The sequence below is a fragment of the Roseateles agri genome, from assembly GCF_034043675.1.
Taxonomy (GTDB): domain Bacteria; phylum Pseudomonadota; class Gammaproteobacteria; order Burkholderiales; family Burkholderiaceae_C; genus KK5.
In genome coordinates this window covers 547,600-573,802 of the sequence record NZ_JAXCLA010000005.1, presented here as the reverse complement: position 1 = coordinate 573,802, position 26,203 = coordinate 547,600, and the positions used below count along the sequence as shown (strand labels likewise).

Sequence of the window (26,203 nt, the reverse complement as noted above, 5' to 3'; positions counted from 1 at the left end):
CGAACAATCCCACCATGAATCGCATCGAAGCCGGCTCCTTCCTGACCTTGCATTACCGTCTCTCCGGGCCGGACGGCGAAGCCCTCGTCAACACCTTCGACGAAGGTCCCGCCACCTTGTCGCTCGGCACCGGCGAACTGTCGCCAGCCATCGAGACACGCCTGATCGGGCTGGAAGAGGGCACCCGCACCTCGTTCCAGCTGGCACCGGGCGAAGCCTTCGGCGATCGCAATGAAGATCTGCTGCAGCGGGTCAAGATGAGCCTGATGCGCGAGCTGAGCGACCCCGATGAGGAATACAACGTCGGCGACGTCGTGCAGTTCCCCACGCCGGACGGGCAGGGCAGCTATGCCGGCCGCATCCAGGAGGTTGGAGAGGACTGGTTGCTGTTCGACTTCAACCACCCGCTGGCCGGCCAGCCGGTGAGCTTCGAAGTGCAGGTCATCGGGGTGCTGTGATGGAAGAGATCATCCTGGCTGAACCCCGCGGCTTCTGTGCCGGCGTGGACCGCGCGATCGAGATCGTCGAGCGCGCGCTCGTGAAGTTCGGCGCGCCGATCTACGTGCGCCACGAGATCGTCCACAACACCTACGTCGTCAACGACCTGAAGGCGCGCGGCGCGATCTTCATCGAGGATCTGGCCGAGGTGCCGCCGGGTGCGACCTTGGTGTTCAGCGCCCACGGCGTCAGCCAGGAAGTGCGGCGCGAGGCGGCGGCTCGTGGCTTCAACGTGTTCGACGCGACCTGCCCGCTGGTGACCAAGGTCCACGTCGAGGTCGCCAAGCTGCACCGCGAGGGCTACGAGTTCATCATGATCGGCCACAAGGGGCACCCCGAGGTGGAAGGCACGATGGGCCAGCTGAACGAGGGCATCTACCTCGTCGAAGAAGCCGGAGACGTGGCCCATGTGCGGGTCACGGATCCGTCCAAGGTCGCGGTCGTCACGCAGACGACGCTCAGCGTCGACGACGCCGCCGAGATCCTCGCGGCCGTGAAGAAGCACTTCCCGCAGGTGCGCGAGCCCAAGAAACAGGACATCTGCTACGCCACGCAGAACCGCCAGGATGCCGTCAAGGTGCTGGCGCCGCAGGTGGACGTGGTGATCGTCGTCGGCAGCCCGACCAGCTCCAACAGCAACCGCCTGCGCGAACTGGCCGAGCGCCTGGGCACGCCGGGCTATATGGTCGATGCGGCGTCGGACCTGAAGCCCGAATGGTTCGAGGGCCGCGGCACCGTGGGCCTGACGGCCGGCGCTTCGGCACCCGACGTGCTGGTGCAGGCCGTGATCGACCGCCTGCGCGAACTCGGCGCCACCAGCGTGCGCAGCCTGCCGGGCGTGGAGGAGCATGTGCGCTTCCCGCTGCCGCTGGGTCTGGGCGACAAATCGATGGCGGAAGTCAGTTCGTCCCGATCGTGACGCCGGCGCTTGAAGAATAGAAATCAAGACGCGGCGCCTCCCTCCGGCGCCGTTTTGTTTGCCCAAGAATCTGACGAGGAATCTCAATGCTAGACATCACCCTGCTGCGCAAGGATCTCGATGCCGTCGTGGCGCGGCTGAACACCCGCAAGACTCCGCAGGAGTTCCTGAACGTCGAGCGCTACAAGGCGCTGGAAACCGAGCGCAAGAGCCTGCAGGTCCGCACCGAGGAACTGCAGGGCAAGCGCAACACCTTGTCCAAGCAGATCGGCATGCTGAAGGGCAAGGGCCAGGACGCTTCGGCCGTGATGGCCGAGGTCGGCGGCATCGGCGACGAGCTGAAGGCCGGCGCCGAGCGCCTGGCTGCGATCCAGCTGGAGCTGGACACGATGCTGATGAGCGTGCCCAACCTGCCGCACGAGAGTGTGCCGGTCGGCTCGGACGAGAACGCCAACGTCGAAGTTCGACGCTGGGGCACGCCCAAGCAGTTCGACTTCGAATTGAAGGACCACGTCGACCTCGGCGCGCCCCTGGGCCTGGACTTCGACACCGGCACCAAGCTCAGCGGCTCGCGCTTCACGTTCTTGAAGGGCAAGGTGGCGAAGCTGCACCGCGCGCTCGCCCAGTTCATGCTGGACGTGCAGACCGAGGAGCACGGCTACACCGAGTGCTACACGCCCTACATCGTCAACCGCGAGGTGCTGGAAGGCACCGGCCAGTTGCCGAAGTTCAAGGAAGACATGTTCTGGGTGCTGCGCGGCGGCGACGAGGAGCAGGCCGAGCAGTACCTGATCTCCACCAGCGAGATCTCGCTCACGAACAGCGTGCGCGAGCAGATCCTCGACGAGGCCAGCCTGCCGATCAAGCTGACCGCGCACAGCCCCTGCTTCCGCTCTGAAGCCGGCAGCGCCGGCCGCGATACGCGCGGCCTGATCCGCCAGCATCAGTTCGACAAGGTCGAGATGGTGCAGATCGTCCATCCGGAGAAGAGCTACGAAGCGCTGGACGAGATGGTCGGCCACGCCGAGGCCATCCTGCAGAAGCTGGGCCTGCCGTACCGCGTGCTCGCGCTGTCCACCGGCGACATGGGCTTCGGCGCCACCAAGACCTTCGACCTGGAAGTGTGGGTGCCGGCGCAGGGCGTCTACCGCGAGATCAGCTCCTGCTCGAACTGCGAGGCCTTCCAGGCCCGCCGCATGCAGGCGCGCTTCAAGAATGCCAACGGCAAGAACGAACTGGTCCACACGCTGAACGGCTCGGGTCTGGCCGTCGGTCGCACCTTGGTCGCGGTGCTGGAGAACTACCAGAACGCCGACGGCAGCATCACGGTGCCGGAAGCGCTGCGTTCGTACATGGGCGGTGTCGAAGTCCTGCGCGCTTGATGGCGCGATGAGCTCGCAATCTTCTTGAAGCCCACAAAAACTGGGCTATACTAGCGGGCTCAACACGCACCAGATACCGGAGAGGTGGCAGAGTGGTTGAATGTACCTGACTCGAAATCAGGCGGACGGAAACGTCTCGGGGGTTCGAATCCCCCCCTCTCCTCCAAGTAAGACTTGAAGAACGGCCCCAAGCGATGGATTCGCTTGGGGCCTTTTCTTTGTCCGCTCTCGGCACTTTGATCATGGACAAATTCTTGTTGCAGCAGCAAGTGCTGGAACGGCTCGCCGAAGACCTGATGCAGGCCGAAGAGGCCGCGCGGGCGGCCCATGAAACGGCGACTCACGAAGAAAATATCGCCGAGAACAAGTACGACACCTTGGGGCTCGAAGCTGCCTACCTGGCCACCGGCCAAGCGCGTCGCGCCGAGGCCATCCGCGAGGCGATGGCCAACTGGCGCCAATTCCGCCCGCGCCCCTACGACGCCAGCAAAGGCATACAGCTGGGCGCGCTGGTCTGCCTGGTCGATTCCGACAACAAGGAGCAACAGCTCTTTCTCGGCCCGGGCGGGGGCAGCATGAAGCTGGTCTGCGGCGAGCAGCTCGTCCAGGTCATCAGCAGCGAAGCCCCGTTGGGCAGGGCAATGCTGGGCAAGTGCGAGGGCGATGAGGTGTCGATACAGGTCGCCGCAATCCGACAGCGGCTTGAGGTGCTGCGGGTCGATTGAGCCGTCTCGCTATCGATGTCTTATCGACGTCTCAGCAGGGAACCGTCAATTGCCTCGTCGTCGCTGGCCGCGCGGCGCGAACACCTGGCAGGCCGAACTCACCGAGCCAATCTTGCCAACTGCTGCATGATGTTCTTGCCCACGATCGTGAGTTGGAGACTGCCGCCATGCCACTCCAACCAATCGAGTGCGACGTAGTCATCGATGTAGCCGGCCGGAATTTCGGATGCGCGGTGGCGGCTCAACATGCCGACGCTAGCGGGGAGGGCGTCGCGCAGGACGCCACGTCGAGTCATGTTGCATAGGGCCATTCGTTGTTCCTGGTCGTGCCGTTGCTGGGACGGATACGACGCGGGAGTCGACTGATCCGAACTGGGCGCTTGGCCTCGGTCAAACCAGTGCCAGGCGCTCCGGTCCTTGTACGCTCGAAACGCGCTTGACGCAATTGAATGCGTCTGGTCATCCCGTCGTACGGACGAATCGGGCATTCATCGCGATCCGCGATTCGCACTGTGTGGAGATTTCTGCAGGCGAGTATGCTGGATCGCGATGGTTCGCTCGAAATCCAGTCTCATTGCCTTGGTGGCTTGCGTCGGGTTCATTGGCCCGGCCGATGCCCAGCGGAGCGACGCGGTCTGGACAGTCTGCGTGCCCAACATGCCCGTTCCCCCGTTCATCCTCAACATCCCCGAACAGCCGGAGCGGCTCGGCACGGCCGAACTCCTGGCCTTGGCCGCCGTCCGGGCGAGCGGGCTGCGTGGCGAGCTGGCGCACCTCCCGCCAGCCCGCTGCCGCCGACTTCTGGAGGCGGGCGAGGCCGACGCGCTGATGGTCTCGGCATCGGGGGCCAACCTGGACTCGCTGCAGTTCCCGCGTGACGCGAAGGGCCAGGTTGACCCAACGCGGCGGCTGGCCCGTTTGAACCTGGTCTGGGTCAGCCGACCTGACTCGCCGTTCGAATGGAATGGCCGCGAACTTGTCGGACACGCTGCGGGCTCGATCCTGGTCGGTACGCGCAGCCCGCTGCTTGCGGCGACGGCGCCCCTCGCCGAGTTCGGCTTCAAAGTGGATGGCGCCGCGGTAACGACGCCGCAGGTCTTGCGCAAGCTCATGGCGAAACGCGTTGATATTGCCGTTGTGGTTCAGGCGGAGCTGAACGCGGCATTGGAAGCTGATCCGGGCCTGCGTGTGCTTCATGTCCTGCCCCGCCCGTTTGTCTCCAGCGACTTTCATCTGGCGGTCAGGAAGTCATTGCCGAGCGAACAGCGCAGGCGCGCCGAAGCCGTGTGGGCGGCTATTGCACGACTCCGCAACCGCCCGGAATTCGTGGCCGCTCCGTCAGCCTCGGCGTCAACCCACTAGCTCCACACCTTGTCGAGCCAGCCCTATTGAATGATGCCGTTGCGCACCGCGTAGAGCACCAGTTCGGCGGTGCTGGATACGCCGAGTTTCTCGAGGATGTGCGTGCGGTGCGCGCTGACGGTCTTGGTGCTGATCATCATTTCCTCGCCAATGTCGGCGGGAGGCACACCCTTCAGCAGCATCAGCATGATCTGGTGCTCGCGCACCGACAAGCGCTGGTGCGGCGGACGCTCGTCCAGGCCTTTCAGCTGGTCCTGGATCAGCGGGGCGATGCGCATGCTGAGATAGGTGCCGCCGCGCGCGACCGCGCGTAGCGCGGCGATCAGCTCGGCCGGTTCGGCGTCCTTGGCGACGTAGCCGCTGGCGCCGGCCCGCATCGCCACCAGCGCATATTGCTCCTCCGGATACATCGACAGCATCAGTACCGGCGCGCCCGGATGTTCGCGGCGGATCGTCGCCAGCACGTCCAGGCCGCTGCGCCCTTCGAGGTTGATGTCCAGCACCACCACGTCGAAGGGCTCGAGGCGAAGCGCCTCGAGGGCCTCGCTGCCGCAGCGCGCCTCGCCGGTGACGCGGATGTCGGACTCGTCCAGCAGCAGCCGCTTCAGGCCGGAGCGGAAGATCGTGTGGTCGTCGACGACGAGGGCGCGGATCATGGTCGTTTCCCGGAAGGCGTCACGCGCGTGCTCACAGCAAGGGAGCCGTCAGTACCAGCGTCGTTCCGCGGCCGGGCGCGGTTTCGATGCGTACGTCGCCGCCGATCTCGCGGGCACGCTCGCGCATGTGGAGCAGGCCCAGCGAGCGCTGCGGCGCTGCCGGCGCATCATCGAAGCCGACGCCGTCGTCGCGCAGCACGAGAAGGAAGCGCTCGGCGTCTGCCGAAAGTGCGATGTCCACGCGCGTCGCCGCCGCGTGCCGCGCCACGTTGGTCAGCGCCTCGTGAAAAATCCGGTAGACCGCCGTCGCTCTGCGTGGCGAGAGCCTCAGCGTCGAGGCCTTGGCGGCATCGAGCGTGTGGGGAACGCCGGAGCGGAGCGTGAAGGCCTCGAGGTCGCGCGTGATCGCCAGCGGCAGGTCCAGGTGGTCCAGCGCGCTGGGGCGCAGCTCCTCGGCGATGCGCTTGACGGCGTCGATCGTCTGCTGCGTCAGTCCGATCACGCCGCGCATCATGCCCTGCAGCTCGGCGCCGTCGAGCCGGCGCATCACGCGCGTGGCGTCCATCTTCAGCGCCGTCAACATGCCGCCGAGCTCATCGTGGATGTCGCGCGACAGCACGCGGCGCTGGTCCTCCAGCTTGGCGTTGGCATAGGCGCTCAGCTGGCGCAGTTGCTCGCGCGACTGTTCGAGGGCTTCCTCGTTGCGCACCCGCTCGGTCACCTCGACGCCGACACCGCAGACCGCGTAGCGCCCGCGATGCATCACGCGCGAGCCGTGGATCTCCAGCAGGATCAGCCGCCCATCCTTGTGCAGCGCGCGCGAGATGAAGCGCTCGCTGGCCGGGTTGCCGGCGATGCGGCGGCGGTAGCTCTGCAGCACCGAGTCGATGAAGTCCGGCTGCACGAACTCGCTGACGTGGCGGCCGATCATCTCGGCCGGTGTGTAGCCGGCGATGCCGGCGAAGGTGGCGTTGGCGTAGACGAAGACCTCGTCCTGCAGCACGTAGATGCCGGCAAGCGCCTGCTCGATGATGGCCTGGTACGGAATGTCGGGAACGCCCATTGCTCCGGCCGTGTCCGGATGGATGGGTGCGGGTGATGCTGCTTCTTCGGACATGCGTGCCGTCTCCGTCGGGCTGCCATTTGACGGCCTGGGCGGCCCGCCGTCGGCCTCGGGGAAACACTGAGCGGCGCCGAGATTCGTCCGATGTTCGCGCCGCCGGCCGCCGCCTACAGTCCGCCGGCCCTGCCTCGCTGCAGCGGCCACGTCCTCGAACAAAGACTGGAGACAAACATGATCGGAACCCGAACCTTGCGCGTGGGCACGACCATTGCCGCCACCGTGGCTTCGCTGTCGCTCACCGGCTGCTGGGACAGCGCGCCCGCCACCGAACGGCTGACGACGCTCGGCTATGTCGACGGTGTCGACCACGCCGCGACAACTGGCACCTACGCCTGGCTCGGCGTCCCGTACGCACAGCCGCCGGCCGGTGCGTTGCGCTGGATGCCGCCGGTCGACCCGCAGCCCTGGACCGGTGTGCGCCCCGCCCAGGCCTTCGGCCATGGGTGCGCTCAGGGTGGCCGTTACTTCAGCCCGGCGCCGAACGACGGACCCTACGGCCTGGGTGTGCGCGAGGGCTTCGGAAAGCCGGTCGGCGACGAGGACTGCCTGACGCTGAACATCTGGCGCCCGTCCACCGAGGACAAGACGTTGCCGGTGATCTTCTTCATCTACGGCGGCAGCAATATTTCCGGCTACTCGGCGGACCCCGTCTACGACGGCCAGGCACTGGCGAAGAAGGCCAACGCCGTTGTCGTGACGATCAACTACCGCGTCGGGATCCTCGGCTTTCTCGATCTGCCGCAATTGAAGAGCGGCGAAGCACAGGCCGACTCCGGCGACTTCGCGCTGCTCGACCAGATCCAGGCACTGAAGTTCGTGAAGAACAACATCGCCGCGTTCGGCGGCGACCCAGGCAATGTCACGCTGATGGGCCAGTCGGCCGGTGCGGTCAACGTTTGGGGCCTGCTCGTCTCGCCGCTGGCGGCGGGGCTGTTCCACAAGGCCGTGCCGCTCAGCGGCGGTATCGCCAACTCGTCGCGCGCGACGGCGCAGACCTATTCGAAGGCGCTGCTGAACGCGATCGTCATTGCTGCCGGCAAGGCCAGCGATGCGACGACCGCGCAGGCCTGGCTCGCCACGCAGACCGATGCGCAGGTGGCCGCCTGGCTGCGCGGCCTGCCGGCCAGTCAGTTGCTGACGGTCATGCTGGCCAATCCGCAGTTGGGCAATGCGCCCGCGCCGATCGAGGACGGCACCGTGCTGCCGGTCAATGCCGCTGCCGCGCTCGCCGCGGGGCACTACAACAAGGTGCCGCTGCTGGCCGGCAACACGAAGGACGAGGGAACGCTTTTCGCGAACCTATTCGGCAGCGTCACCGGCTCCGGTATTCCGGGTTTCAAGCTCAGTGACTACGACCGCTTCGGCCTGCAGTTCAACTTCCAGCCGGACGCGCCGGGCACGCTGGCCGAGGCAGACCTGATCAACGCCGCCTACCTGCCGGTGGCTGCCACGCCCTTCGGTTGGAACGCGCTGTCGGCCTACGCAACCAACTCGATCTTCCTCGGTCCCGTCGTGCCGCAGTTGAACGCGCTGGCCGCACAGCAGCCGACGCAGGTGTGGTACTACCGCTTCGACTGGGACGAGGAGCCGGCGCCGTTCAACACCGTCTACGGCGCCACGCACGCGCTGGACTTGCCGTTCATGTTCGACAACTTCGGTCCCAACGTGTTCTCGTTCGCATACAGCACGGCCAACAAGGTCGGGCGCGAGGCGCTGTCCGACGCGATGATCGCCAGCCTTGCTGCCTTCGCGAAGAGCGGCAATCCGAACGCGCCGGAGCTCGGCGTGAGCTGGGCGAACTGGCCGGCCAAGCTCGTCTTCGACGCCTCGCCGACGGCGCTGAAGATCAGCGCGCAGTGAATCGACGATGCCGCAGGAGCTGCCCGAGATGACGACGAACCGGCTCGATCGCCTGAACCTCGACGCGCTGCGCGCAGGCGCCTTCGGGCGGCTGCCGTACCCGCTGCAGCAACTGCTGCTGGATGCGGCCCGGCCGCGCCAGGTGCCGGCGCGCACCCGCCTGTTCGAGCAGGGCGTGGCTGCGGACGCGTGGTACGGCGTCGTCGCCGGCGCGGTCTGCCTGTCGATGCCGCTGGTTGACGGCCGCACGATGACGCTGGAGGTCGCCGGCCCGGGCGATTTTTTCGGGGAGCCGGGCCGGGCCCCGGGCCAGCGCAGTCCGCAGCAACACGACGCGCAGACGATCGGCCCGACCACCCTGTTAGTGCTGGACGGCGAGGATTTCCGCCGGCTGATGCAGGCCGAGCCCGCGTTCGGCGCATTTGTCACGCAGATGCTGGCGGCACGGCTGCACGCGGCGCATCGCGCGGCGACCCAACTGGTCGAGGCCTCGCTGGAGACGCGCGTCGCACGCAAGCTGCACGACCTCGGCCACCGCTTCGGTGTGCGCGTCGACGACGAGATCCGCATCAACCTGCCGATCATCCAGCGCGACGTCGCCGAGATGGTCGGAGCCTCCCGCCAGCGCGTGAACGTCGCCGTGCAGGCACTGATCAGACGTGGCGTGCTGCGTCTCGAGGCTCGCACCCGTTCGATCTTCCTTTGCGAAAGTTTCCTCGGGGCTTCGAAGCCCCTGCTGTCGAGAGGCTGACTCCTGGCGGGGGGCGTTGCGTTGAGGGTCGGGTCTTGCGTCGCCGCGGATCCTGCCATCATCCGCCACCTTGGTCCGCGCCTTGCCCTGCCTGGTGCGGACGACACCCAACGAAAGGAGATTCGGATGAATCGAACGATGGTCCTCATGCTGCTGGCGGCGTCGCCAGCGATGGCGCAGATCAATGCCGGCAATCTGCCGCCCACGGCGGCGACGCCGTTCCAGATCACGAAGGTGGCGGAGTTCGCGCTCCCGTGGCGAATGGCCTTCTTGCCGGACGGGCGAATGCTGATCACCGAGAAGGGCGGCAAGCTCTTCCTGGCGACGCCGAATGGAGAAAAGACCGAAGTGACCGGCGTGCCGCCCGTCCTCTTTGAGAAGCAGAACGGCTTGCTCGGCGTCTACCTGTCGCCGGGCCATGCGCATGACCACGGCGTCTATCTGACCTATTCCGAGCCCGGCGAGGATGCGGGCACGTCGAGCCTGGCTCTCGCCCTTGCGACGCTTCAAGTCGACAAGGGCGCGGCGTCCCTCACTGGCCTGAAGGTGATGTGGCGCGACCCGATCAAGGGCAAGGGCGGTCAGGTCGGCGCCACCATCGCTTTCTCGCCCGATCACAAGTTCCTGTTCTTGACCGCGGGTGAGCGTCAGCGCTTCACGCCGGCGCAGGACCCCAATCAGCCTGCGGGCAAGATCCTGCGCCTGACCCTGGATGGCAAGCCGGCACCGGGCAATCCCATGGCCGGCAAGGTCGGCGCGAGTTCCGTCGGTGTGATCGACCCGCCGGCCAACACCGAGGCGGCCAAGACGGCGCCGATCGTGCGGACCTATACCTTCCCCGGGCCCAACCTGACGCCGTCGGAAACCTGGAGTTCCGGCCACCGCACGCCCTACGGCCTGGCCTTCGCGCCGGATGGGCGGCTGTGGGAGATCGAGCACGGCCCCAAGGGCGGGGACGAGCTCAACCTGATCGAGCCGGGCAAGAACTATGGCTGGCCGCTGGTGTCCTATGCGACGAACTACGACGGTGTGCCGATCCCGAGCCCGGACACGCGCCCCGATCTGGCCAACCCGGTGATCTATTGGACCCCGGTCATCGCTCCGGGAAATCTGATGTTCTACAGCGGCAAGATGTTCCCGCAGTGGAAGGGCTCGGCGTTCGCCGGCGGGCTGGCGAGCCTGTCGCTGAACCGGATCGTCATCAAGGGCGCAAGCGCCAAGCCCGCGGAGCGCTGGAACCTGGGCTTCCGGGTTCGGGATGTCGAACAGGCGCCCGATGGGGCGCTCTGGTTGCTCGAGGATGCCGCGCCGGGCGGGCTCTATCGCGTCACGCCGAAGTAACGATCGCTGAAGGGCCGCTGAGGACCTCGGCGACTAATGCCGCCACCTCAGCGTCTGCCCTCCTGCTTCTCGGGCGGCCTGTGGTCACCGCCCGGCGGGCGGCCACCGGCGTGCCCTGGCGGCCGACCTTCCGACCCGCCAGGTGGGCGTCCCGGCTGTTGCACTTGCGGCGGGCGTGCCGGCGGGTGTTGTCCTTGCGGCGGCCTGGGTGGCGGCGCCGGCGGCCGCGCGTGGCCCGGAGGCGGCTTCGTCGCATGTGGCGGCGGCGGTGGTGACGGCCGAGGCGGCGGACGATGGTGCGGTGGTCCGGGCGGGGGCCGGTGATCCCAGCGCGGCCGCTGGCTGTACCAGGGGCGCTGGCGGTAGTAATCGTCCCAGTAGCTGCCGATCGAGAAGGCGATGATGGGCAGGCCGATCCGAGCACCCCAGCCAAGAATGGGCACCGGCCGGTCTTGGTACAGGTAGTTCAGCCGCTGGGCATAGATCCAGCCGCGATCAGGGCCGATGCTGATGTCGCACCACTGGTAACCGGAGATGCAGCCCTCGACCTGCACCGGCGTGTTCGGCTGGAGACGGGCGACGAGGGGATAGTCTCCGCCCGGGCCGGCGCGCAGGTTGGCCCAGCCCGTCGTGATGGCCTGCTGTGCCACGGCCGGTAGCGAGAGCGCCAGCGCCACGGATGCAAAGAGATGGGTCTTCATGACAGCTCCTGGGCAAGCGCCGTACCAGCGCCGCTGTCAGTATGGACCTGCAGAAAGCAAAACGGGCCTTGCGGCCCGCTTTGCTTGTTCTCCATTCGCTCAGAGTGCTGCCACTTGCACGCCGTCTGCCGGAAGCGTGCGACGGCCTTCGATGATGACGCGCGGCAACTGGGCCACGACCGGGGCGCGCTTGCCGACGATGACCACGCGCTCCAGCTTGACGACTTCCTGCGGGGCGGGCGTGGCGGCCTGTGCCAGTTCGAGAGCCACCGAGCCGAAGATCGCGACGATGCCGACCAGGCCGAGGGCGAAGTACTTGTCGTTGCTGCTCATGATGGGCTCCTTGCTGCGGTGGGTTTGTTGATCCAGTGATTGCAGTTTCGGCGCCGAGCGCGTGCATCGCCAGCGAGCCGCGATGGATCGCGGGAATGGACCGACGCGCTGCAGCTGAGCGCGACGAACTGCGCCGTTCAGGGCAGCTTCAACTCCGCCCAGCGGCCCGTCTCGTCGAACTGGCAGGTGAAGGCTTTCCTTCCTTCGCTGCCGAGATTCGCCGTGCCTTCGACACGCGTGCCGCCGCCGGACTCGGCGATGGGGCGGTCCATGCTGACGGACTCCGGCTTGATGGAGAACTTGCCGGCCACTTCGTTGCGGCAGTAGGCGGCGCGCAGCACCGGCGCGATCGAAGGCTGCGACGACGATGTCGCGCGGGCAGGCGGCGGTGCCACGGCGGGCGTGGCCGCGGCGGCCGCAGCGGGGTCGGCCAACGTGCAACTTGCATGGGCGCGACCCGGGCCGGTCGTGGAGACGACGGGCTGGCCGTCTTCCCCGATGCTCAGCGAGACGACAACGCCGCCCTGGGCAGCGGCGGAGACGGTCTTGTCGTTGACGCGCCTGGGCTTGGCCGCCTTGCCGTTGATGCGCACGGCGCCGGCACCGTCGGTGGCGATCATCAGGCCGGCGGGGCAACTGGCGTTCAAGGCCGGGATCGTGGGCATGGCTGGCGCGGGCTTGGCGGCGGCGGCTTTCGTGGCGGCCAGGGCGGGCGCTGCGGCGCAGGCCAGTGCGGCGGCCAGGGTCAAGATCGTGGTCTTCGTCGTCATGGGGCGATCGTCGTTCACTTCCTCGTTCTCGCGCAACTGGGCTGGGTAAGAATCGCGCAGTCGTCCCCACCCCCGCTCCCCGTGCTCACCGGTCCTCCTCGTCCCCGTCTTTTCACATTGGCCTGGCCCTTGTTCGTCGAACTGTTGCTGGGCATCGGCATCGGCGTCGTCGGCACGGCGCTGGCGGCACGCACCTCCGACCACGCCGGCGCGGCCTTCGCGGTGGCGAACTATGTGTCGGGCAGCCTGTTCCTGCTGTTCCGGCTTGTCGCCGTCGGTGTGAGCGTGGTCATCACGCAAAGCCTGGGGGCAGGGCGGCGCGATCGGGCCGATTCGGCGGCCCGCGCCGCGCTGGGGGCCAGCAGCTGGCTGGGCGGCTTTTCCGCGCTGATGGCCTTGCTGTTCGCCAAGCCGCTGCTGCGGCTGCTGAATGCGCCGGAGGACAGCGTGCTGCCGCTGGCCGCGCCCTTGCTGATGTCGCTGGCGCCCGCGCTGGCGCTGGATGCCTGGAATGCCTCGATGAACAGCGTGATGCGGGCCCACCTTCGCACGCGCGAGACCTTGGTGGTGATCCTGGCGATGCAGGTCATCACGCTGGGCCTGGCCGTGCCGCTGATGCCGCTGCTGGGCCTGCCCGGATACGCGCTGGCCTTGTTCGCCAGCCGCTCATCCGGTCTGGTGATGCACCTGATGTTGTGGCGCTCCCGCCTGGGCCTGCGGCCCAAGCGGCAGGACTGGTGGCGCGTACCGCGCGCGGAGCTGGCGGCCATCATGCACATCGGCCTGCCGGGGGCGGGCGAGATCCTTTGCTACCGGCTGTCCTTCATGGCGAGCGTCGCTGCGGCGGGCACCCTGGGCGCGCAGGCGCTGGCGACGCAGACCTACGTCATCCAGGCGACGTCCGGAACGATGCTGTTCGCGCTGGCCAACGGCTTCGCCGTCGAGATCATCGTCGGCCACATGGTGGGTGCCGGACACCTGCGCGACGCGCATCGGCTGGTGCGGCGTGCGCTGGGGATCGGGCTGGTGATCAGCTTCGTGGTGGCCAGTTGCGTGGCGCTGGCCGGCCCCTGGCTGGTGGGCTTCTTCACGAAGGATCCGGACATCATCGCGCTGGGCCGGCGCATCATCTGGATCGGCGTGCTGCACGAGCTGGGCCGCACGTTCAACATCGTCGTCATCAACGGCCTGCGCGCCTCGGGCGACGCGCGCTTTCCGATGATGGCCGGCGCCGGCTCCATGCTGGTGGTTCTGGCGGGCGGCAGCTGGCTGCTGGGCGTCGGGCTGGGCCTCGGCCTGGAGGGCGTGTGGATCGCCTACGTCTGCGACGAATGGCTGCGCGGCCTGATCATGTGGCGCCGCTGGCAGACGCTGGGCTGGACGCCGAGCGCACGGGCGACGCATCGACGGCTGCGGCGTGTGGCCCAGCCGTCCTGAACAACGTTCACGCGTCTTCCTGCATCGGCTCGACGTCGATCACGTAGCGGTACTGCTTGCCGCACCGGATCAGCACTTCCTTCTGCGCGCGCTTCAAGATCCGGACCTCCACGCTCAGGTCCCCAAAGCCGTCATGGCGCACCAACTCCTCGAACAGGAGGATCAGCTGCGCCTTGGCCGCGTCCGATGAATGTTCAGTGATCATTTGTTAATAAGAATCAATCTTATTTATAACAGAGTTTCTGCGCGTCATTCATCGCTGTGAAGTGCAATAGCTTTCCACGTAGCCGTAAACCTGCCTGAAGGCCGCCGTGGCCCCGGCCGCCGCGCGTGTCTCGCCGCTGGCGTCCAGCTCGGCGGCGTCGAGCTGAGCCACGAATGCGTGCCAGCTGGGCGCTCGCCCGGCCGGGCGCGGTGCCAGGTGGCGAGCGCCGAAGGTCCCGTCCAGGCCGAGCGCCGCGGCGCGCTTGAACAGGATCGCGGCGCCGAGGTTCGAACCCTCTTCGACGTACAGCCAGCCGAGTGCGGTGGCGATATCGACAGCTTCGCCGCTGAACATCGGCCTCGCCGTCAGCTCGGGCGGCGAGACACCCAGATCAAGCAGATCGAGCTCGACCAGCGTCAGGCGGCGCCGCTCGGCCAGCCCGGGAAACAGTCGATTCAGCTCGGGGTGCGTGAAGAGCGCATCCACGTCGCGCAGGAAGCAGTACTGCATGCGCAGGAAGCAGGCATAGCTCTCCCGGCCGGCGAACGGATCGAAGCCCGTGATGAGATGGTCCAGGGCTCCGTGGGCCTCGTGCGTCAGGCCCCGCAGGCGCCTGGCACGCGATTCGAGTGTCGATGTGTTCATGGGCAGTGGCTTTCCTTGGATCGGGTGAGTGAATGGGCCGGCCGGCCCGGCTCGAAATCGACGACGTAGCGGTACTGCTTGCCGCAGCTGAGCAGGATCTCCTTCTGGCCGCGCTTGAGGATCCGGACCTCGACGCGCAGATCGCCCGCGTCGTCGTGGTGGAGCAGCTCGTCGACCAATCGCATCAGCCGGTCTGCCGCGATGTTGGTGTCGGCTTTCATCGGGTCTTGGTGCGTTGTTTCGCGCTTGCTGCGAGTGCGGTGCCGTTGACGGTGGCGGCGATCAGTTCCTGCGTCTCGCCATCTCGCGTCGCGCGTACCAGCACGCCGGAGGTCTGGGCGATCCAGCGGGTCACCGTCGTGGCTACGCCGCTGTCGATGATCTGGACGAACTTGCAGGCGTCGGTGAAGATGCCCGCCGGCACGGTGACGGTTTCGTAGCCGGCGAACTGCAGGGTGGACGCGACGCTGAACGTGGTTCCCGCCGTGCTTGAAGGCAGGAACGATGCAGTGGCCGTGGTCAGTTCGGACGTCGGCACGCCGGGCACGAGCGAGAAGTCCAGGTCGGACAGGGCGGTGGTGAGCCCGATCGTCTGCGTGACGTCGCTGCCGTTGACGCGGAAGGTCGAGGCCGTGCCCAGCAGGCGCACCGCGTTCGTGCCGACGGACAGGTAGTGATTGCCGGCGAAGAGGATGTCGCTGGCGCCGGACTGCTGGACGGTTTCGGCCACCGAAATCTGCGTGGCGGAGCGGCCTTGGAATGTCGTCGCACCGACGACGGTCTTCACCTGCGTGACGACCTTGGCCACGCCGCTCTGGTTCACGTTGTATCGCAGCGTCGTCACGTTACCGGTGCCTGAGTACAGCGCGGTGTTGAAGCAGGTGGCTGCGGAGGGCGTGGGTGGTGGCGCGGGGCTGGGGGCGGGGGCAGGGCTTGGCGACGGTGCAGGACTGGGTGATGGCGCTGGGCTTGGAGATGGTGCCGGGGTTGGTGCGGGAGCAGGGCTGGGCGAAGGCGCAGGGCTCGGGGAGGGCGCGGGACTGGGTGTCGGTGCCGGACTCGGCGCTGGCGAAGGGCTGGGAGCCGGCGCAGGACTGGGTGCGGGACTCGGCGACGGAGCGGAAGTCGGTGCGGGAGCTGGCGATGGGCTCGGGGTCGGCGAAGGAGCCGGTGCGGGTGTAGGCGCAGGACTCGGCGCAGGCGCCGGACTGGGACTCGGTGCGGGGCTCGGCATCGGCGCCGGTGAAGGACTCGGCGCCGGGCTCGGTGTCGGCGCGGGACTTGGCGCCGGCACAGGCGCCGGCGCCGGAACACCCGCAGGCTCACCCACCGGACCACCGCCGCCACCACTGCCACCACCACAGGCCGACACCGCGGTCACGCAAGCCATCGCCAGGCTCAGGCTGCGCATGCGCGCCAGTGAAGTCGGCGGCGGGCAGGGCGACATCGGGGGAAGGGACTTCATTTCGCTCATCTATCTCAGAACTGCAAAGTCATCGACGTCCTGACGCTGCGGCCCGGCCCTTGCAAGCCGATGATGTTGCCGAGCTCGTCGCCGTTGTTGCACCAGTGCTTGTCGAACAGGTTGTGGACGCCGACCTGTACCGCCAGCCGCTCCCAGGGCCGCCAGAAGGCGTAGACCTCCTGTTGCGTGTTGGCCGCATGCACCACGCCGTCGGACGTGACCTTGCCGCAGTACTGCGTCGATTCGGTCAGTGCCGTCGCGCCGGGGATGACCAGCTGGTTCCAGATCTGGCGCACGCGATAGCCCAGCTCCAGCTTTCCTTCGAACAGGCGCAGGCCGGTCGAGGCGCTGGCCGTCGTCCCGGGGATGCCGCTGGTGAATTCCAGGTCGGTGCCGTCCAGGGCACTCATGCGCCGTGCCTTGATCTGCGAGGCGTTGAACGAGGCGTACCAGTCGCGCGCCTCGTGATTGACCTCGAGTTCGAGGCCGCGCCGCCGCTCGCTCCAGGGCTGCACGACGAGGTCGTCGACCACGGTCAGGTAGTTCGCGCCGTTGAGCTTCTGCGTGTCGATCTCGAAGTAGGTCAGGCGTGCCTGCGTGCGGGCACCGGAACTCCAGCGGGGCTGCCAGGCCAAGGTCCATTCGCGGTTCAGCGACAGGGCGGGCCGGATGCGATCGCCGCAGCCGTAGGGCGCCAACTGGCCGGTGATGCCGATCAGGCCGGCGCAGGGGCTGGCCGCGCCGGTGCCGAAGTAGTCGGTGATCAGCGGCGGGCGGAAGCTCTTGGCCCAGCGCCAGCTCAGCGTGGTGTCGCCGTTGCCCGGCCGCCAGCCCAGCATCACGCTCGGTGAGGTGTGCTCGAAATGCTGGGTGGGCGATTCGCCGACCGCGTTCAGGTCGGCCGCCGCCTGGCCGGTGGCCGTCAGGTCGTAGCGATCCTTGCGGACGCCGGCGGTGAACAGCAGCGTGCGCCACTCAAAGGCGTTCTGGGCCACCCAGCCCACCGAGCGCTTGATGCCGGGCGGCTGCTGGGAATCGTAACCATCCGGATACTTGCCGTCGGGACCGTTCATCAGCGGGTTGTCGGTCAGGCGCTTGAGCACGCGTTCGTTGCGCACGGTCTGCACGCCCAGCGTGAGCGTGCCGCGCAGCTCGCCCTGCGACCAGCGGGCGTTGTTGAACAGCTCGGCGGTGCGGATGCGGTAGCGCCAGTGGTCGCGCACATCGCCCGTGGCGCCGCCCAGTGCGTTCCAGGTGCAGGGATCGGTCGTGCAGGCCACCGCGAAGCTGCTTTCGCCGGGCCGCATCAGGTTGACGAGCTTGGTCTGCTCGTCGGAGAAGGAACCGCGCAGGCGCAGCCAGGGCAGGCCGCGCGGCTCGTAGCTGATGCCCAAGGTGGTTGTGGCGTCGTCGATGTCCTGATGCACGTAGCCGCCGACCTGCGCGTTGCTGGAGTTGGCGTCGAAGGGCGTGTAGGTTGGGCCGCTCGTGAACGCGGTGCGGCTCAAGTCGACCAGCAGGTCGTCCAGCGGCGCCAGGCCCAGCTTGAGCAGCGAGCCCTGGGTGTCGGACGCGGAGGCCGGGAAGCGCGAGCCGTTCGCGAGCTTGAAGTCGCCTGCCTCGCGCCGCACCGTGGAGGCCAGCAGGTCGATGCGATCGGTGGGCCGGCCGAAGACGGTGAGCATCGTCAGCCGCTCGTTGTTGTTGTCGTTGTAGCCGAGCTTGACCAGGCCGCCCGCGCGCTCACCCGGGCGCAGGAAATCGGCCGCAGACTTGGTGGTGGCGGCGATGGTGCCGCCGACCGCGCCGGAGCCCGAGACGATCGACGGCCCGCGCTCGACGGTGATCGACTTGATCAGCTCGGGCTCGATGAACACGCCGCTGCCGAAGCGGTACTTCTCGAAGCCCTTGACGCCGCCGTCGATCTTGAAGAGCACGTCGTCGTTGTTGCGGAAGCCGCGGATGTTGAACTTCATGCCGGTCGCGCGCGGCCCGCCGTCGGCGCTGACACCGGGCACGTCCTGCACGGCGTCGAAGATGGTCGCGGCCTGCCGGCGTTCGATCGTGGTGGCGTCGATCACGGTGGTGGCCTCGGTGGCGGGCTGTTCGGGCACCCGTTCGCGCTGGCCGTTGACGATGACCTTGGAGAGTTCGTCAGGGGACGAGGAGGGCGCGCTGTCGTCCGCACGGGCGAGCGAGGCCGCCAGGACGATGGAGAACAGCGCGGCAGGGAGAGCATGGCGCATCGTCTTCAACGCGTCCGCTTGGTGGCGCTGCTGGCCGCGGGGGTCTTGCGGGTCGCGCTGATCGTCGTGACCCGTTCGGCGGTGGTGGCCGCGAGCAGCGCGGCCAGCGCGTCGCCGATGACGACGGGCGCACGTGCCGTGGGCACCGGCGGCGGCGTGCGCGGCGGGCTGGCGTAGACGACCAGGTTGTCCAGGCTCATATGGCCGACCTGGGCCTTGAAGGCGAGGCGATAGGACGCGGCCGCGGGTACGTTGTCCCACAGCCAGAGCCACTCCGCGGAGGACGAGGGATTGGGCTCCAGCGCGCCACCCGGGCCGGTGGGCATGTCGATGGTGCCGTCGACACGGAAGGTCGCGGCGTAGGCCGTGGCGGCGACGCCGTTGAGCGTCACGTTCATGTCCGGCAAGGTGCCCAGGGTGCCGCTGCGCATGACCACGGTGCGGACCTGATCGGCGGTGCCGATCGCTGCCGCGTTCACGCTGAGCGCCAGGTCGAACACCAGCGGAACTCCCGGTACCTGGCCGAAGGCCAAGCCGTAGATGTTGTTGGCCCCGGTCAGCAGTCCGGATCCGCTGGTTTCCTTGAGCACGGCCGTCAGGTTGGACGAAACGCCCACCGTCGGCGTGCTGAAGGTCCAGGTGTTGCGCGCTGCCGGGATGAAGCCGCCCCACTCGACGTAGAGCGCGCCCGCGTCCGTGTTGTTCCATGCAGCGCCGGTGTAGCCGGCGGCGCCCTGGAAGGCGTTGGCGGGTGTGGTGGACGAGTGCCACAGGTGCGGCACCGGATCATCGGGAATCGTCACGGCCGTGGCAGCGGCCGCGACCAGCAGGCCAAGGACCGCGACCGGCGTACGGAGGACGCGCAGCAGCTTCATCGCAAAGGGGATCGGGATCGAAAAGGCGCCGCGGCTCGGCCGCGGCGCATGAAGGGCTCTGGCGCCGCAGCGCCAGAGCAAGTGACGCTGTCAGGCGTTCGCGGCGGCGCGACGGCGGCGCGCGATGAAGGCCACGCCTATCAGGCCGGTGGCCAGCAGCGCGTAGGTCTCGGGCTCAGGCACCGGCGTGGCCGCCACGACCTGCAGGAAGTCGGAGCTTTCCGTCAGCGTCAGGCCATAGACCTGCGAGTGCATGACGCCGTTGAACGAGACCGAGAACGAGGTGATGGGATCGCTCACGCCGCTCAGGTCCCATTGCAGCGCGTACTGGTTGATGTAGACGTTCTCCGTGCCCGTGGGCATCTCCACCGTGCCGTTGTCGAACTTGTCGACGACTTCGCTGAAGGTCGCGGCGATGTTGCTCGTCGTGCCCGCGGCCGTGGTGTAGCTCAGCGTGGGCAGCGCGTGGTTGAAGAAGTCGTAGGTCCAGGCTTCGCCGATGCCGACCTGGAACACGACGCTTTGCAGGCCCGCCAGCGGCGTGGAGTCCGCCACGGCCAGTTGGCCGCCGTTGTTGTTGACGTCGGCCGAGAAGCCGCCGAAGTAGATGCTGCCGCTGGCCGCATAGGCGCCGCCGGCGTTGCCCGCCGCGTTGGAGATCTTGCTCAGCGTGGCGCCGCCCAGCGACGTGCCGACATTGCCGGACGAGGTGTCGACCTGCGAGGCCTTGCCCGACCATGCCGTCGTGCCCGGGAAGCCGCCCGTGCCCGTCAGGCCGGGGACGCCGGCGGCATTGGTGAAGCTCGTGACGTTGACCCACGCGTTGTTGGTCACGGCAGCGCCCGAGGCGGCCAGCGCGCTCAGGTAGTCGGCCTGGTGGTCGACGTAGGAACCGTAGTCCTGGGCGAAGGCCGAGGTGGCGCCCAATGCGATGGCCGCGGCGGCAAGAACTCGCGAAACGCGATGCTTCATAAGGAACTCCGTACTTGGTTGATGTCGTTTCGAGGAAGTCGAAAACGGCACCCTCCCCCACGGAGGCGTAGCCGGCTGCGGACGGGGCCGCATGGCTGGGCGGCGTTGCGCTCTGCACGCCGCGTTAGCATGTCTCAAATGATAACGATTATTATTTACAAAGGCAATATGTCACGGATACGCCGGTCCGTGAATTGATGTGAATCCGCCGGGCCGGGCGGCTCAACTCGCCGGTGCCGCGCGGCGGGCCGGTTATCGTGCGGCTCCAACAAGAGCTTCACGATTTGATGCCACAGCCTCATGGACAAAGTTGATATCGGCCACCGTCTGGACCGCTTGCCGGTCTCGTATCTGCACCTGGCGGCGGTCGGCATCTGCGCTTTCGGTTTCGCCTTCGATACGCTGGAGCTTGCCCTGGGCGGCATCCTGGCGGCGGTGTTCTCGGCGCCGCCGCATGCCATCGGGGCGCAGCAACTCTCGCTGCTGCTGGCCTCGGTCTATATCGGCGCGACCGTCGGTGCGCCCGCGCTGGGCTGGGTGGCCGATCGCTTCGGCAGGCGCAGCACGGTCACGGGCCTGCTCATCGGGCTGGGCATCACTTCGCTGGCCGGCGCGCGAAGCAACTCGGCCGAGGCCCTTACCGTGTGGCGCTGCATCGGCGGCATCGCGATGGGCGCCTACCCGCCGATCGTGATCGCCTACCTGACCGACCTGCTGCCGCCGGCGCGTCGCGGCATGCTGATCTTCGCCACCACGGCGCTGGCGACGCTGGGCCCGCCGGCGGGGATCTTCCTGGTCCGCTACCTGACGCCGCTGCAGCCGCTGGGTCTGGAGGCCTGGCGCTGGGGCTTCCTCGTCGGCGGCGTGGGCACCCTGGTCGTCGGGCTGCTGTTCCGCTTCCTGCCCGAATCGCCGCGCTGGCTGCAGGCGCGCGGCCGGCATGCGCAGGCGGATGCGGCCTGCAGTGCGTTCGAGCGATCGGCCGCGGTGAGCTGGCTGCCGGCGGCGGGGCTTGCCACGCCATCGCGCCAGGGCCGGCCGGCGGGCGAGGTGGCGAATGCGCCGAGCCGGCGCCAGCAACTCGTCGTCGCCGCCATCTTCCTGCTGAGCCCGTGGGCGACCGTGGCCTTTCCGATCCTCAAGGGCGCCGTCCTGACGCAGAAGGGCTTCGAGGTCTCGGACGCGCTGCTGGTGCTGGGCCTGTCGTGGTTCGGGCCGATGCTCGGAACCCTGGTGGCCTCGACCTCGATCGACCTGATGGAGCGCCGCACGGCGTTGGCGCTCAGCGCCTTCGCGATGACGGCCGCGGGTGCCTGCTTCGTCGTGGGCGACAGCGCCGCCTGGGTGACCGGATCGAGCATCGCGTTCGGTCTTTTCGCGTCGCTCTACGTTCCCACCCTGACGATGTACGGCGCGGAACTGTTCCCGACCGAAGCCCGTGCCCGCTCGGTGGCGGCCGCCTGGGCGCTCAACCGCGTCGGCGCTGCCGTCGGGCCGCTGCTGTTGCTGCCGCTGCTGCGATCGTCGGGGGCGATCACGATGTTCGTCCTCATCGCGGCGACCCTGCTGCTGAGCGTGGCCCTGCTGCTGCTGGCGCCGCGCGGCAGGCAGCAGTGGGCGATGAGCTGAGCCTGGCCGATCAGGCCAGCAGGGCAGCGGCGGCGCGCAGATCGCGGGTGCCGAAGCCCTCGGTGAAGCGCCGGTAGATCGGCTCCAGCAGCGCGCGCGCTTCGGCCCCGCGTTCCTGCCTGAAGCGCAGGCGGGCCAGACTGGTCGCGGCGCGCAGTTCCCAGGCCGGTGCCTGCTGGGCCACGGCGACGGCGAGCGCGCGTTCGAACCAGTGCGCAGCCGCGTCCTCGGCGCCGGGATCCTGCTGCGCCAGCACCTGTTCGCCATGGCTGCGCAGCGTCTCGGCGGCGCACCAGCCGGCCGTCCCGTTCTCGGCGCGATCGACCGCCGCGGGCGTGACCAGGTGGCCGTAGGCGGTCAGCAGGTGGTCGCGCTGCAGCAGGCTCCTGACGTTCGCGAGCGAATCGCTCTGCCACCAGGGGATCGTGGCCGTCGACGGCAGCCGCACGCCGCCCGACTGGTGGCTGGCGGCCAGCGCCCGGAACTCGGCGATGCGCTGATCCGCGTCCGCATCGCCGCGCCACAGCGCGATCGGGCAGACGCAGGACGAGAAGGCCTGCGTCTGCGCCAGCGCATCGTCGTGGCGGGCGAGCTCCAGCGTCTCCTCGGCCAGTGCCGCGGCCTGGTCCGCGAAGCCTTCGATCCAGAGCGTGCGGCTGAGCATCATGCGCATCGAGATGCGGTGATCCAGGCCGGCGCTGATCGTGCCGACCGGGCCGCGTGGCAAGGGGTGGTTCAGCACGCGCGTGGCCAGCGTCCGGCAGCGCGCGTTGGCGCCGGTGAAGTGGGCCGTCTGCGCGCCGATGCGGTCGGCCACGGTGATCAGCACCGGGCTGCCGGCGCGCCGGGCGGCGAGCGTCAGTCGCTCCTGCAACTGCGCGGCCGGCAGGTAGTCGCCCATCGCCATCGTCGTGATCACGATGGCCATCAGGGTCTCGGCCTCGGATTCCGCGCTGCCCACCCGCTCCGCGATCGCCAGCGCCGCGGCGTTGGCGGCATGGGCTTCGGCCGTGCGGCCATCGCCGACGTGGTTGGCGGCCAGCGCCAGCGTCAGCCGCATCTGCAACGCTGCTGGCGGCTCGGCCATGCGATCCAGCGCGGCCAGCGCGCGCTCGACGGCGCCCGGCTGGTCGTACGGGTTGACGACGTTGACGATGCTCCACATCGACGCGGTCAAGGTGCAGCCGGTCAGCACGTCGCCGCGGCCGCCGAAGGACCAGGCCAGCGCCGCGCGCATCTCATCGATCAGCCAGAGGTGGGCGGCGAACCATTCGCGCTTGTCGGAGCTGATCCAGGCGTCGGCGGCGCCGTGCACCAGTTGCAGGATGTGGGCCGCGTGGCGGGTGGACAGCGTGGCGCGTTGATCGAGCTTTTCCACCTGCGCAAGCACGAAGGCCCGCGTCAGTTCCAGCAGGCGGAAGCGCACCGTCTCGCCGCTGGCGTCGCTGGTCAGCAGCGACTTGGCGGCCAGGTTGGCGATGCCGTCGAACACCTGCTCTTCGCCCAGCGCGGCCGCGGCATCGTCGGCCGACCGGATGAACGCGCTCGCCGCGTCCAGCGGAAACCAGCCCTGGAAGACGGCGAGCCGGTTCAGGATCAGCTGTTCGGCCTCGGGCAGCAGGCGGTAGCTCCACGCCAGCATCGCCGACAACGAGTGGTGCCGCGCCGGCGCGTCGCGGCGGTCGCCTTCGATGTCGAGCACGCGCGTATCGAGTTCCATGGCCAGGCCGTGCAGGCCGTAGAGGTCGACGCGGGCCGCTGCCAGTTCGATCGCCAGCGGATTGCCATCGAGGCGATCGCAGAGATCGACCAGCAGCGCCGTGTCGCGGTCGACGAGGACGAAGTCGTCCACACTGGCCGTGGCCCGCTCGACGAACAGCTCGATGGCCGGATAGGCCAGCGCCTCGGCCGCGCGCAGCCCGACGCATGCCGGTGGCAGCGCGAGGGCGCCCAGGCGGTGCAGCCACTCGCCTTCGGCCCGTATCGGCTCGCGGCTCGTGGCCAGCACGTGCAGGCCGGGCGCGACCCTCAGCAGGTGTTCGATCATCGGCGCCAGCGCATCCAGCACGTGCTCGCAGTTGTCGAACACGAGCAGCTGGCGCCGATCGCGCAGGAAGGCCTCCAGGTGATCGATGGCTTGCCCCCGCGGCGACAGCCCCAGGCTCGCCATCAGCACCGATGCGATCAACTGCCCGCTGGCGAGCGGCGCCAGGTCCACGTAGCAGACCGCATTGCCGAACGCGGCGGCCTGGGCTTCCGCCACGCCCTGCGCCAGCGTCGTCTTGCCGATGCCGCCGGGGCCGACGATGGTGACGAAGCGGCCGGACGCCAGCTGCGTGCCCAGCGCCGCCACCGAATCCGCCCGGCCGATCATGCGCGTCAGCCGCGCCGGCAGCCGCCCGAGGCTGGCCTTGGATTCCTCGCCGCGGTCCTGGGTCGCAAGCTCGATCAGCTGCGTGACCGGTGCCACGAAGCTGTAGCCGCGGCCGGGCTGGTTCAGGATATAGCGCGCGCCGGCCTGGCCGTCGCCCAGCACCTTGCGCAGCGCGGCGACGTGGACGCGCAGGCTGCTTTCCTCGACCACCGTGCGCGGCCAGGCGATGGCCACCAGCTCCTCCTTGCTGACCAGCTCGCCCGCACGCTCGACCAGCGCGATCAGGATGTCCAGCGCGCGGCTGCCCAGGCGCACCGGCTGTCCGTCTTCGAGCAGCAGCTTGCGGGCGCGATGGAGCTTGAACGGGCCGAAGCCGAAGGCACGGTCGTTGGCGACGAATGAGGGCAGGGCGTTCATCTCGGCGCCCATTGTCGGCGCGCCGGCAGGCCCGCTCACCCTTCCCGAATGGGAGAGCCGGCCGCGCTCCCGCCTGGCGATGACGAGGCACGGGTGGCCCCGCAGACTGCGCCGACAGATCGACTCATTCCCCAGGAAGGACCCCCATGCTCCCCAACATACTTCGATTGACCGTCATCTCCTGCGCCATCGGCTTTGCGGTGCCTCAGGGCCTGGCGTCCGCGGCCGTACCTGCGGCGCCCCGGCCGACCATCGTGCTGGTGCATGGCGCGTTCGCCGAATCGGCCAGCTGGAACGGCGTCGTCGACGAGCTGGCGGAGGACGGCTACGCCGTCATCGCGGCCGCCAATCCGCTGCGCGGCGTGGCCAGCGATGCGGCCGCGGTCGCGGCGCTGCTGAAGACGATCAAGGGGCCGGTGGTGCTGGTCGGGCATTCGTATGGTGGGGCGGTCATCTCGGCCGCTGCCACGGCGGCCGACAACGTGCGCGCGCTGGTCTTCGTCGCGGCCTTCGCGCCCGATGCCGGCGAAAGCTGCCTCGCGCTGACCGCGCGCTTCCCCGGCTCCACCCTGCCGCCGGCGCTGGCAGCGCCGGTGCCGCTGGCCGATGGTGGCGAGGATCTCTACATTCAGCCCGACAAGTTCCCGCAGCAGTTCGCGGCCGATGTCCCTGCCGCGCAAGGCCAGGCGATGGCGGCGACGCAGCGCCCGATCAAGGCCAGCGCGCTGGCCGAGATTGCCGGCGCGCCGGCCTGGAAGACGATCCCCTCCTGGGCGATCTACGGCACGGCCGACCTCAACATCCCGCCGGCCGCCATGGACTTCATGGCGCAGCGGGCCCATGCGAAGCGCACGGTCGTCATCGACGGCGCCTCGCACGTCGTGATGGTCTCGCATCCGCACGAGGTGGCCGCGCTGATCCGGGACGCGGCCAAACGCTGATGGAGGCCACTGTCCCCGGCGCGCGGCCGGACATGGTGACCTCGGTCATCCTGCATCAGGTCGCCGCCGGCATGCGGCCACGCTACGAGCAGTGGCTCGCCCGCATCATTCCGGTGGCGGCGACCTTCCGCGGCCATCGCGGTGTCGACGTGATCCGTCCGCCCGAGGGCTCGCAAACCTACACGGTGGCGATCCGCTTCGACGACCTCGCCTGCGCGCAGACCTGGTTCCAGTCGCGCACACGGCAACTGCTGATCGACGAGGTCGAGCCGCTGCTGGCGCAGGCCGAGCAGGTCAACACGGTGACCGGGCTGGAGTTCTGGTTCGACCATCCGAAGGGCATGGGGCCGCCGCGGCCGTACAAGCAGTTCCTGCTGACCTTGTCGGTCATCTATCCCCTGACCTTGCTGGTGCCGCTGGCCGTGCGCCGACTGATCGGCGGGCTGCCGCTGCTGCAGCCGGCGTGGATCGAGCGGCTGATCGTCGCCGTCATCATCGTCTCGCTGATGACCTACGTGATCATGCCGCGCTACACGCGCTGGCTCGCGGCCTGGCTGCGTCGCTGAGCCGGCTCGG

Annotated in this window: 26 protein-coding genes and 1 tRNA gene; 14 read left to right on the top strand and 13 right to left on the bottom strand. The window is 68.5% G+C overall.

The window, feature by feature from the left end; translation table 11 throughout:
* Positions 1–14 precede the first annotated feature (14 nt).
* The 6 genes from SNE35_RS18030 (at position 15) to SNE35_RS18005 (ending at position 4,886) form a co-directional block, all read left to right on the top strand.
* On the top strand, positions 15–458 hold the full coding sequence (locus SNE35_RS18030; protein WP_320424327.1) for an FKBP-type peptidyl-prolyl cis-trans isomerase: 444 nt from the start codon (positions 15–17) through the stop codon (positions 456–458).
* On the top strand, positions 458–1,417 hold the full coding sequence (ispH, locus tag SNE35_RS18025; RefSeq protein WP_320424326.1) for a 4-hydroxy-3-methylbut-2-enyl diphosphate reductase: 960 nt from the start codon (positions 458–460) through the stop codon (positions 1,415–1,417). The genes SNE35_RS18030 and ispH overlap by 1 nt, the downstream gene beginning before the upstream one ends.
* 86 nt (positions 1,418–1,503) lie before the next feature.
* Positions 1,504–2,799 (top strand): serine--tRNA ligase, encoded by a 1,296-nt coding sequence (gene serS / locus SNE35_RS18020; RefSeq protein WP_320424325.1) that lies wholly within the window; start codon positions 1,504–1,506, stop codon positions 2,797–2,799.
* A 78-nt stretch (positions 2,800–2,877) separates the two neighbouring features.
* Positions 2,878–2,965: transfer RNA gene (locus SNE35_RS18015), tRNA-Ser, on the top strand.
* Between the two features lie 76 nt (positions 2,966–3,041).
* Entirely contained in the window at positions 3,042–3,524 is a 483-nt protein-coding gene (locus tag SNE35_RS18010; RefSeq protein WP_320424366.1) for a GreA/GreB family elongation factor, read from the top strand.
* Positions 3,525–4,073: 549 nt separating this feature from the next.
* Positions 4,074–4,886, top strand: a complete 813-nt coding sequence (locus SNE35_RS18005; protein ID WP_320424324.1) for a hypothetical protein — start codon at positions 4,074–4,076, stop codon at positions 4,884–4,886.
* Positions 4,887–4,909: 23 nt separating this feature from the next.
* Here SNE35_RS18005 and SNE35_RS18000 read toward each other — a convergent pair whose 3' ends face one another.
* On the bottom strand, positions 4,910–5,542 hold the full coding sequence (locus tag SNE35_RS18000) for a response regulator transcription factor (RefSeq protein ID WP_320424323.1): 633 nt from the start codon (positions 5,540–5,542) through the stop codon (positions 4,910–4,912).
* A gap of 31 nt (positions 5,543–5,573) precedes the next feature.
* On the bottom strand, positions 5,574–6,659 hold the full coding sequence (locus SNE35_RS17995) for a PAS domain-containing sensor histidine kinase (protein ID WP_320424322.1): 1,086 nt from the start codon (positions 6,657–6,659) through the stop codon (positions 5,574–5,576).
* A 177-nt stretch (positions 6,660–6,836) separates the two neighbouring features.
* Between SNE35_RS17995 and SNE35_RS17990 the strand changes: the two genes are divergently transcribed.
* The 3 genes from SNE35_RS17990 to SNE35_RS17980 all read left to right on the top strand — a co-directional run bounded on the left by SNE35_RS17990 (position 6,837) and on the right by SNE35_RS17980 (position 10,617).
* Entirely contained in the window at positions 6,837–8,525 is a 1,689-nt protein-coding gene (locus SNE35_RS17990; protein WP_320424320.1) for a carboxylesterase/lipase family protein, read from the top strand.
* Positions 8,526–8,553: 28 nt separating this feature from the next.
* Complete coding sequence (locus tag SNE35_RS17985; RefSeq protein WP_320424319.1) at positions 8,554–9,276, top strand: Crp/Fnr family transcriptional regulator; 723 nt, start codon at positions 8,554–8,556, stop codon at positions 9,274–9,276.
* A gap of 126 nt (positions 9,277–9,402) precedes the next feature.
* The gene (locus SNE35_RS17980; protein ID WP_320424318.1) at positions 9,403–10,617 is read left to right on the top strand and encodes a PQQ-dependent sugar dehydrogenase; all 1,215 of its coding nucleotides are present in this window, start codon (positions 9,403–9,405) and stop codon (positions 10,615–10,617) included.
* Positions 10,618–10,664: 47 nt separating this feature from the next.
* Here SNE35_RS17980 and SNE35_RS17975 read toward each other — a convergent pair whose 3' ends face one another.
* The 3 genes from SNE35_RS17975 to SNE35_RS17965 all read right to left on the bottom strand — a co-directional run bounded on the left by SNE35_RS17975 (position 10,665) and on the right by SNE35_RS17965 (position 12,421).
* Entirely contained in the window at positions 10,665–11,318 is a 654-nt protein-coding gene (locus SNE35_RS17975) for an SH3 domain-containing protein (RefSeq protein ID WP_320424317.1), read from the bottom strand.
* Between the two features lie 99 nt (positions 11,319–11,417).
* Positions 11,418–11,651: a hypothetical protein gene (locus SNE35_RS17970; RefSeq protein ID WP_320424316.1), complete on the bottom strand. Its 234-nt coding sequence runs from the start codon at positions 11,649–11,651 to the stop codon at positions 11,418–11,420.
* 137 nt (positions 11,652–11,788) lie between these two features.
* Positions 11,789–12,421, bottom strand: a complete 633-nt coding sequence (locus SNE35_RS17965; RefSeq protein ID WP_320424315.1) for a hypothetical protein — start codon at positions 12,419–12,421, stop codon at positions 11,789–11,791.
* 129 nt (positions 12,422–12,550) lie between these two features.
* Here SNE35_RS17965 and SNE35_RS17960 point away from each other — a divergent pair, with 129 nt between their 5' ends.
* Positions 12,551–13,858, top strand: a complete 1,308-nt coding sequence (locus tag SNE35_RS17960; RefSeq protein WP_320424314.1) for an MATE family efflux transporter — start codon at positions 12,551–12,553, stop codon at positions 13,856–13,858.
* A 7-nt stretch (positions 13,859–13,865) separates the two neighbouring features.
* Here SNE35_RS17960 and SNE35_RS17955 read toward each other — a convergent pair whose 3' ends face one another.
* From SNE35_RS17955 to SNE35_RS17940, 4 genes are read right to left on the bottom strand one after another with little or no spacing between them, the layout of a single operon-like run.
* Positions 13,866–14,063 carry a hypothetical protein gene (locus SNE35_RS17955; protein WP_320424313.1) on the bottom strand — a complete coding sequence of 66 codons (198 nt, stop codon included), beginning with the start codon at positions 14,061–14,063 and terminating at the stop codon, positions 13,866–13,868.
* Positions 14,064–14,111: 48 nt separating this feature from the next.
* Positions 14,112–14,708, bottom strand: a complete 597-nt coding sequence (locus SNE35_RS17950; protein WP_320424311.1) for a biliverdin-producing heme oxygenase — start codon at positions 14,706–14,708, stop codon at positions 14,112–14,114.
* The gene (locus tag SNE35_RS17945; protein WP_320424310.1) at positions 14,705–14,929 is read right to left on the bottom strand and encodes a hypothetical protein; all 225 of its coding nucleotides are present in this window, start codon (positions 14,927–14,929) and stop codon (positions 14,705–14,707) included. Before SNE35_RS17945 ends, SNE35_RS17950 begins: the two co-directional genes overlap by 4 nt.
* Positions 14,926–15,552, bottom strand: coding sequence for a hypothetical protein (locus SNE35_RS17940; protein WP_320424308.1), 627 nt, complete (start codon positions 15,550–15,552; stop codon positions 14,926–14,928). The genes SNE35_RS17945 and SNE35_RS17940 overlap by 4 nt, the downstream gene beginning before the upstream one ends.
* An 89-nt stretch (positions 15,553–15,641) precedes the next feature.
* Between SNE35_RS17940 and SNE35_RS17935 the strand changes: the two genes are divergently transcribed.
* Positions 15,642–15,890 (top strand): hypothetical protein, encoded by a 249-nt coding sequence (locus SNE35_RS17935; protein WP_320424307.1) that lies wholly within the window; start codon positions 15,642–15,644, stop codon positions 15,888–15,890.
* A gap of 297 nt (positions 15,891–16,187) precedes the next feature.
* On the opposite strand, the gene SNE35_RS17930 is transcribed toward SNE35_RS17935, so the two are convergent.
* The 3 genes from SNE35_RS17930 to SNE35_RS17920 all read right to left on the bottom strand — a co-directional run bounded on the left by SNE35_RS17930 (position 16,188) and on the right by SNE35_RS17920 (position 20,266).
* Positions 16,188–18,419 carry a TonB-dependent receptor plug domain-containing protein gene (locus SNE35_RS17930; RefSeq protein WP_320424306.1) on the bottom strand — a complete coding sequence of 744 codons (2,232 nt, stop codon included), beginning with the start codon at positions 18,417–18,419 and terminating at the stop codon, positions 16,188–16,190.
* Positions 18,420–18,424: 5 nt separating this feature from the next.
* Positions 18,425–19,294 carry a hypothetical protein gene (locus SNE35_RS17925; RefSeq protein WP_320424305.1) on the bottom strand — a complete coding sequence of 290 codons (870 nt, stop codon included), beginning with the start codon at positions 19,292–19,294 and terminating at the stop codon, positions 18,425–18,427.
* Between the two features lie 90 nt (positions 19,295–19,384).
* Positions 19,385–20,266 (bottom strand): PEP-CTERM sorting domain-containing protein, encoded by an 882-nt coding sequence (locus tag SNE35_RS17920; protein WP_320424304.1) that lies wholly within the window; start codon positions 20,264–20,266, stop codon positions 19,385–19,387.
* A gap of 300 nt (positions 20,267–20,566) precedes the next feature.
* On the opposite strand from SNE35_RS17920, the gene SNE35_RS17915 reads away from it, so the two are divergent.
* Positions 20,567–21,895 carry an MFS transporter gene (locus SNE35_RS17915; RefSeq protein WP_320424303.1) on the top strand — a complete coding sequence of 443 codons (1,329 nt, stop codon included), beginning with the start codon at positions 20,567–20,569 and terminating at the stop codon, positions 21,893–21,895.
* 10 nt (positions 21,896–21,905) lie between these two features.
* On the opposite strand, the gene SNE35_RS17910 is transcribed toward SNE35_RS17915, so the two are convergent.
* A complete protein-coding gene (locus tag SNE35_RS17910) occupies positions 21,906–24,686 on the bottom strand; it encodes an ATP-binding protein (RefSeq protein WP_320424302.1) in 2,781 nt (926 codons plus the stop codon).
* A 146-nt stretch (positions 24,687–24,832) separates the two neighbouring features.
* Between SNE35_RS17910 and SNE35_RS17905 the strand changes: the two genes are divergently transcribed.
* Positions 24,833–25,627: an alpha/beta fold hydrolase gene (locus SNE35_RS17905; RefSeq protein ID WP_320424301.1), complete on the top strand. Its 795-nt coding sequence runs from the start codon at positions 24,833–24,835 to the stop codon at positions 25,625–25,627.
* Positions 25,627–26,193, top strand: a complete 567-nt coding sequence (locus SNE35_RS17900; protein ID WP_320424300.1) for an antibiotic biosynthesis monooxygenase — start codon at positions 25,627–25,629, stop codon at positions 26,191–26,193. Before SNE35_RS17905 ends, SNE35_RS17900 begins: the two co-directional genes overlap by 1 nt.
* Positions 26,194–26,203 lie beyond the last annotated feature (10 nt).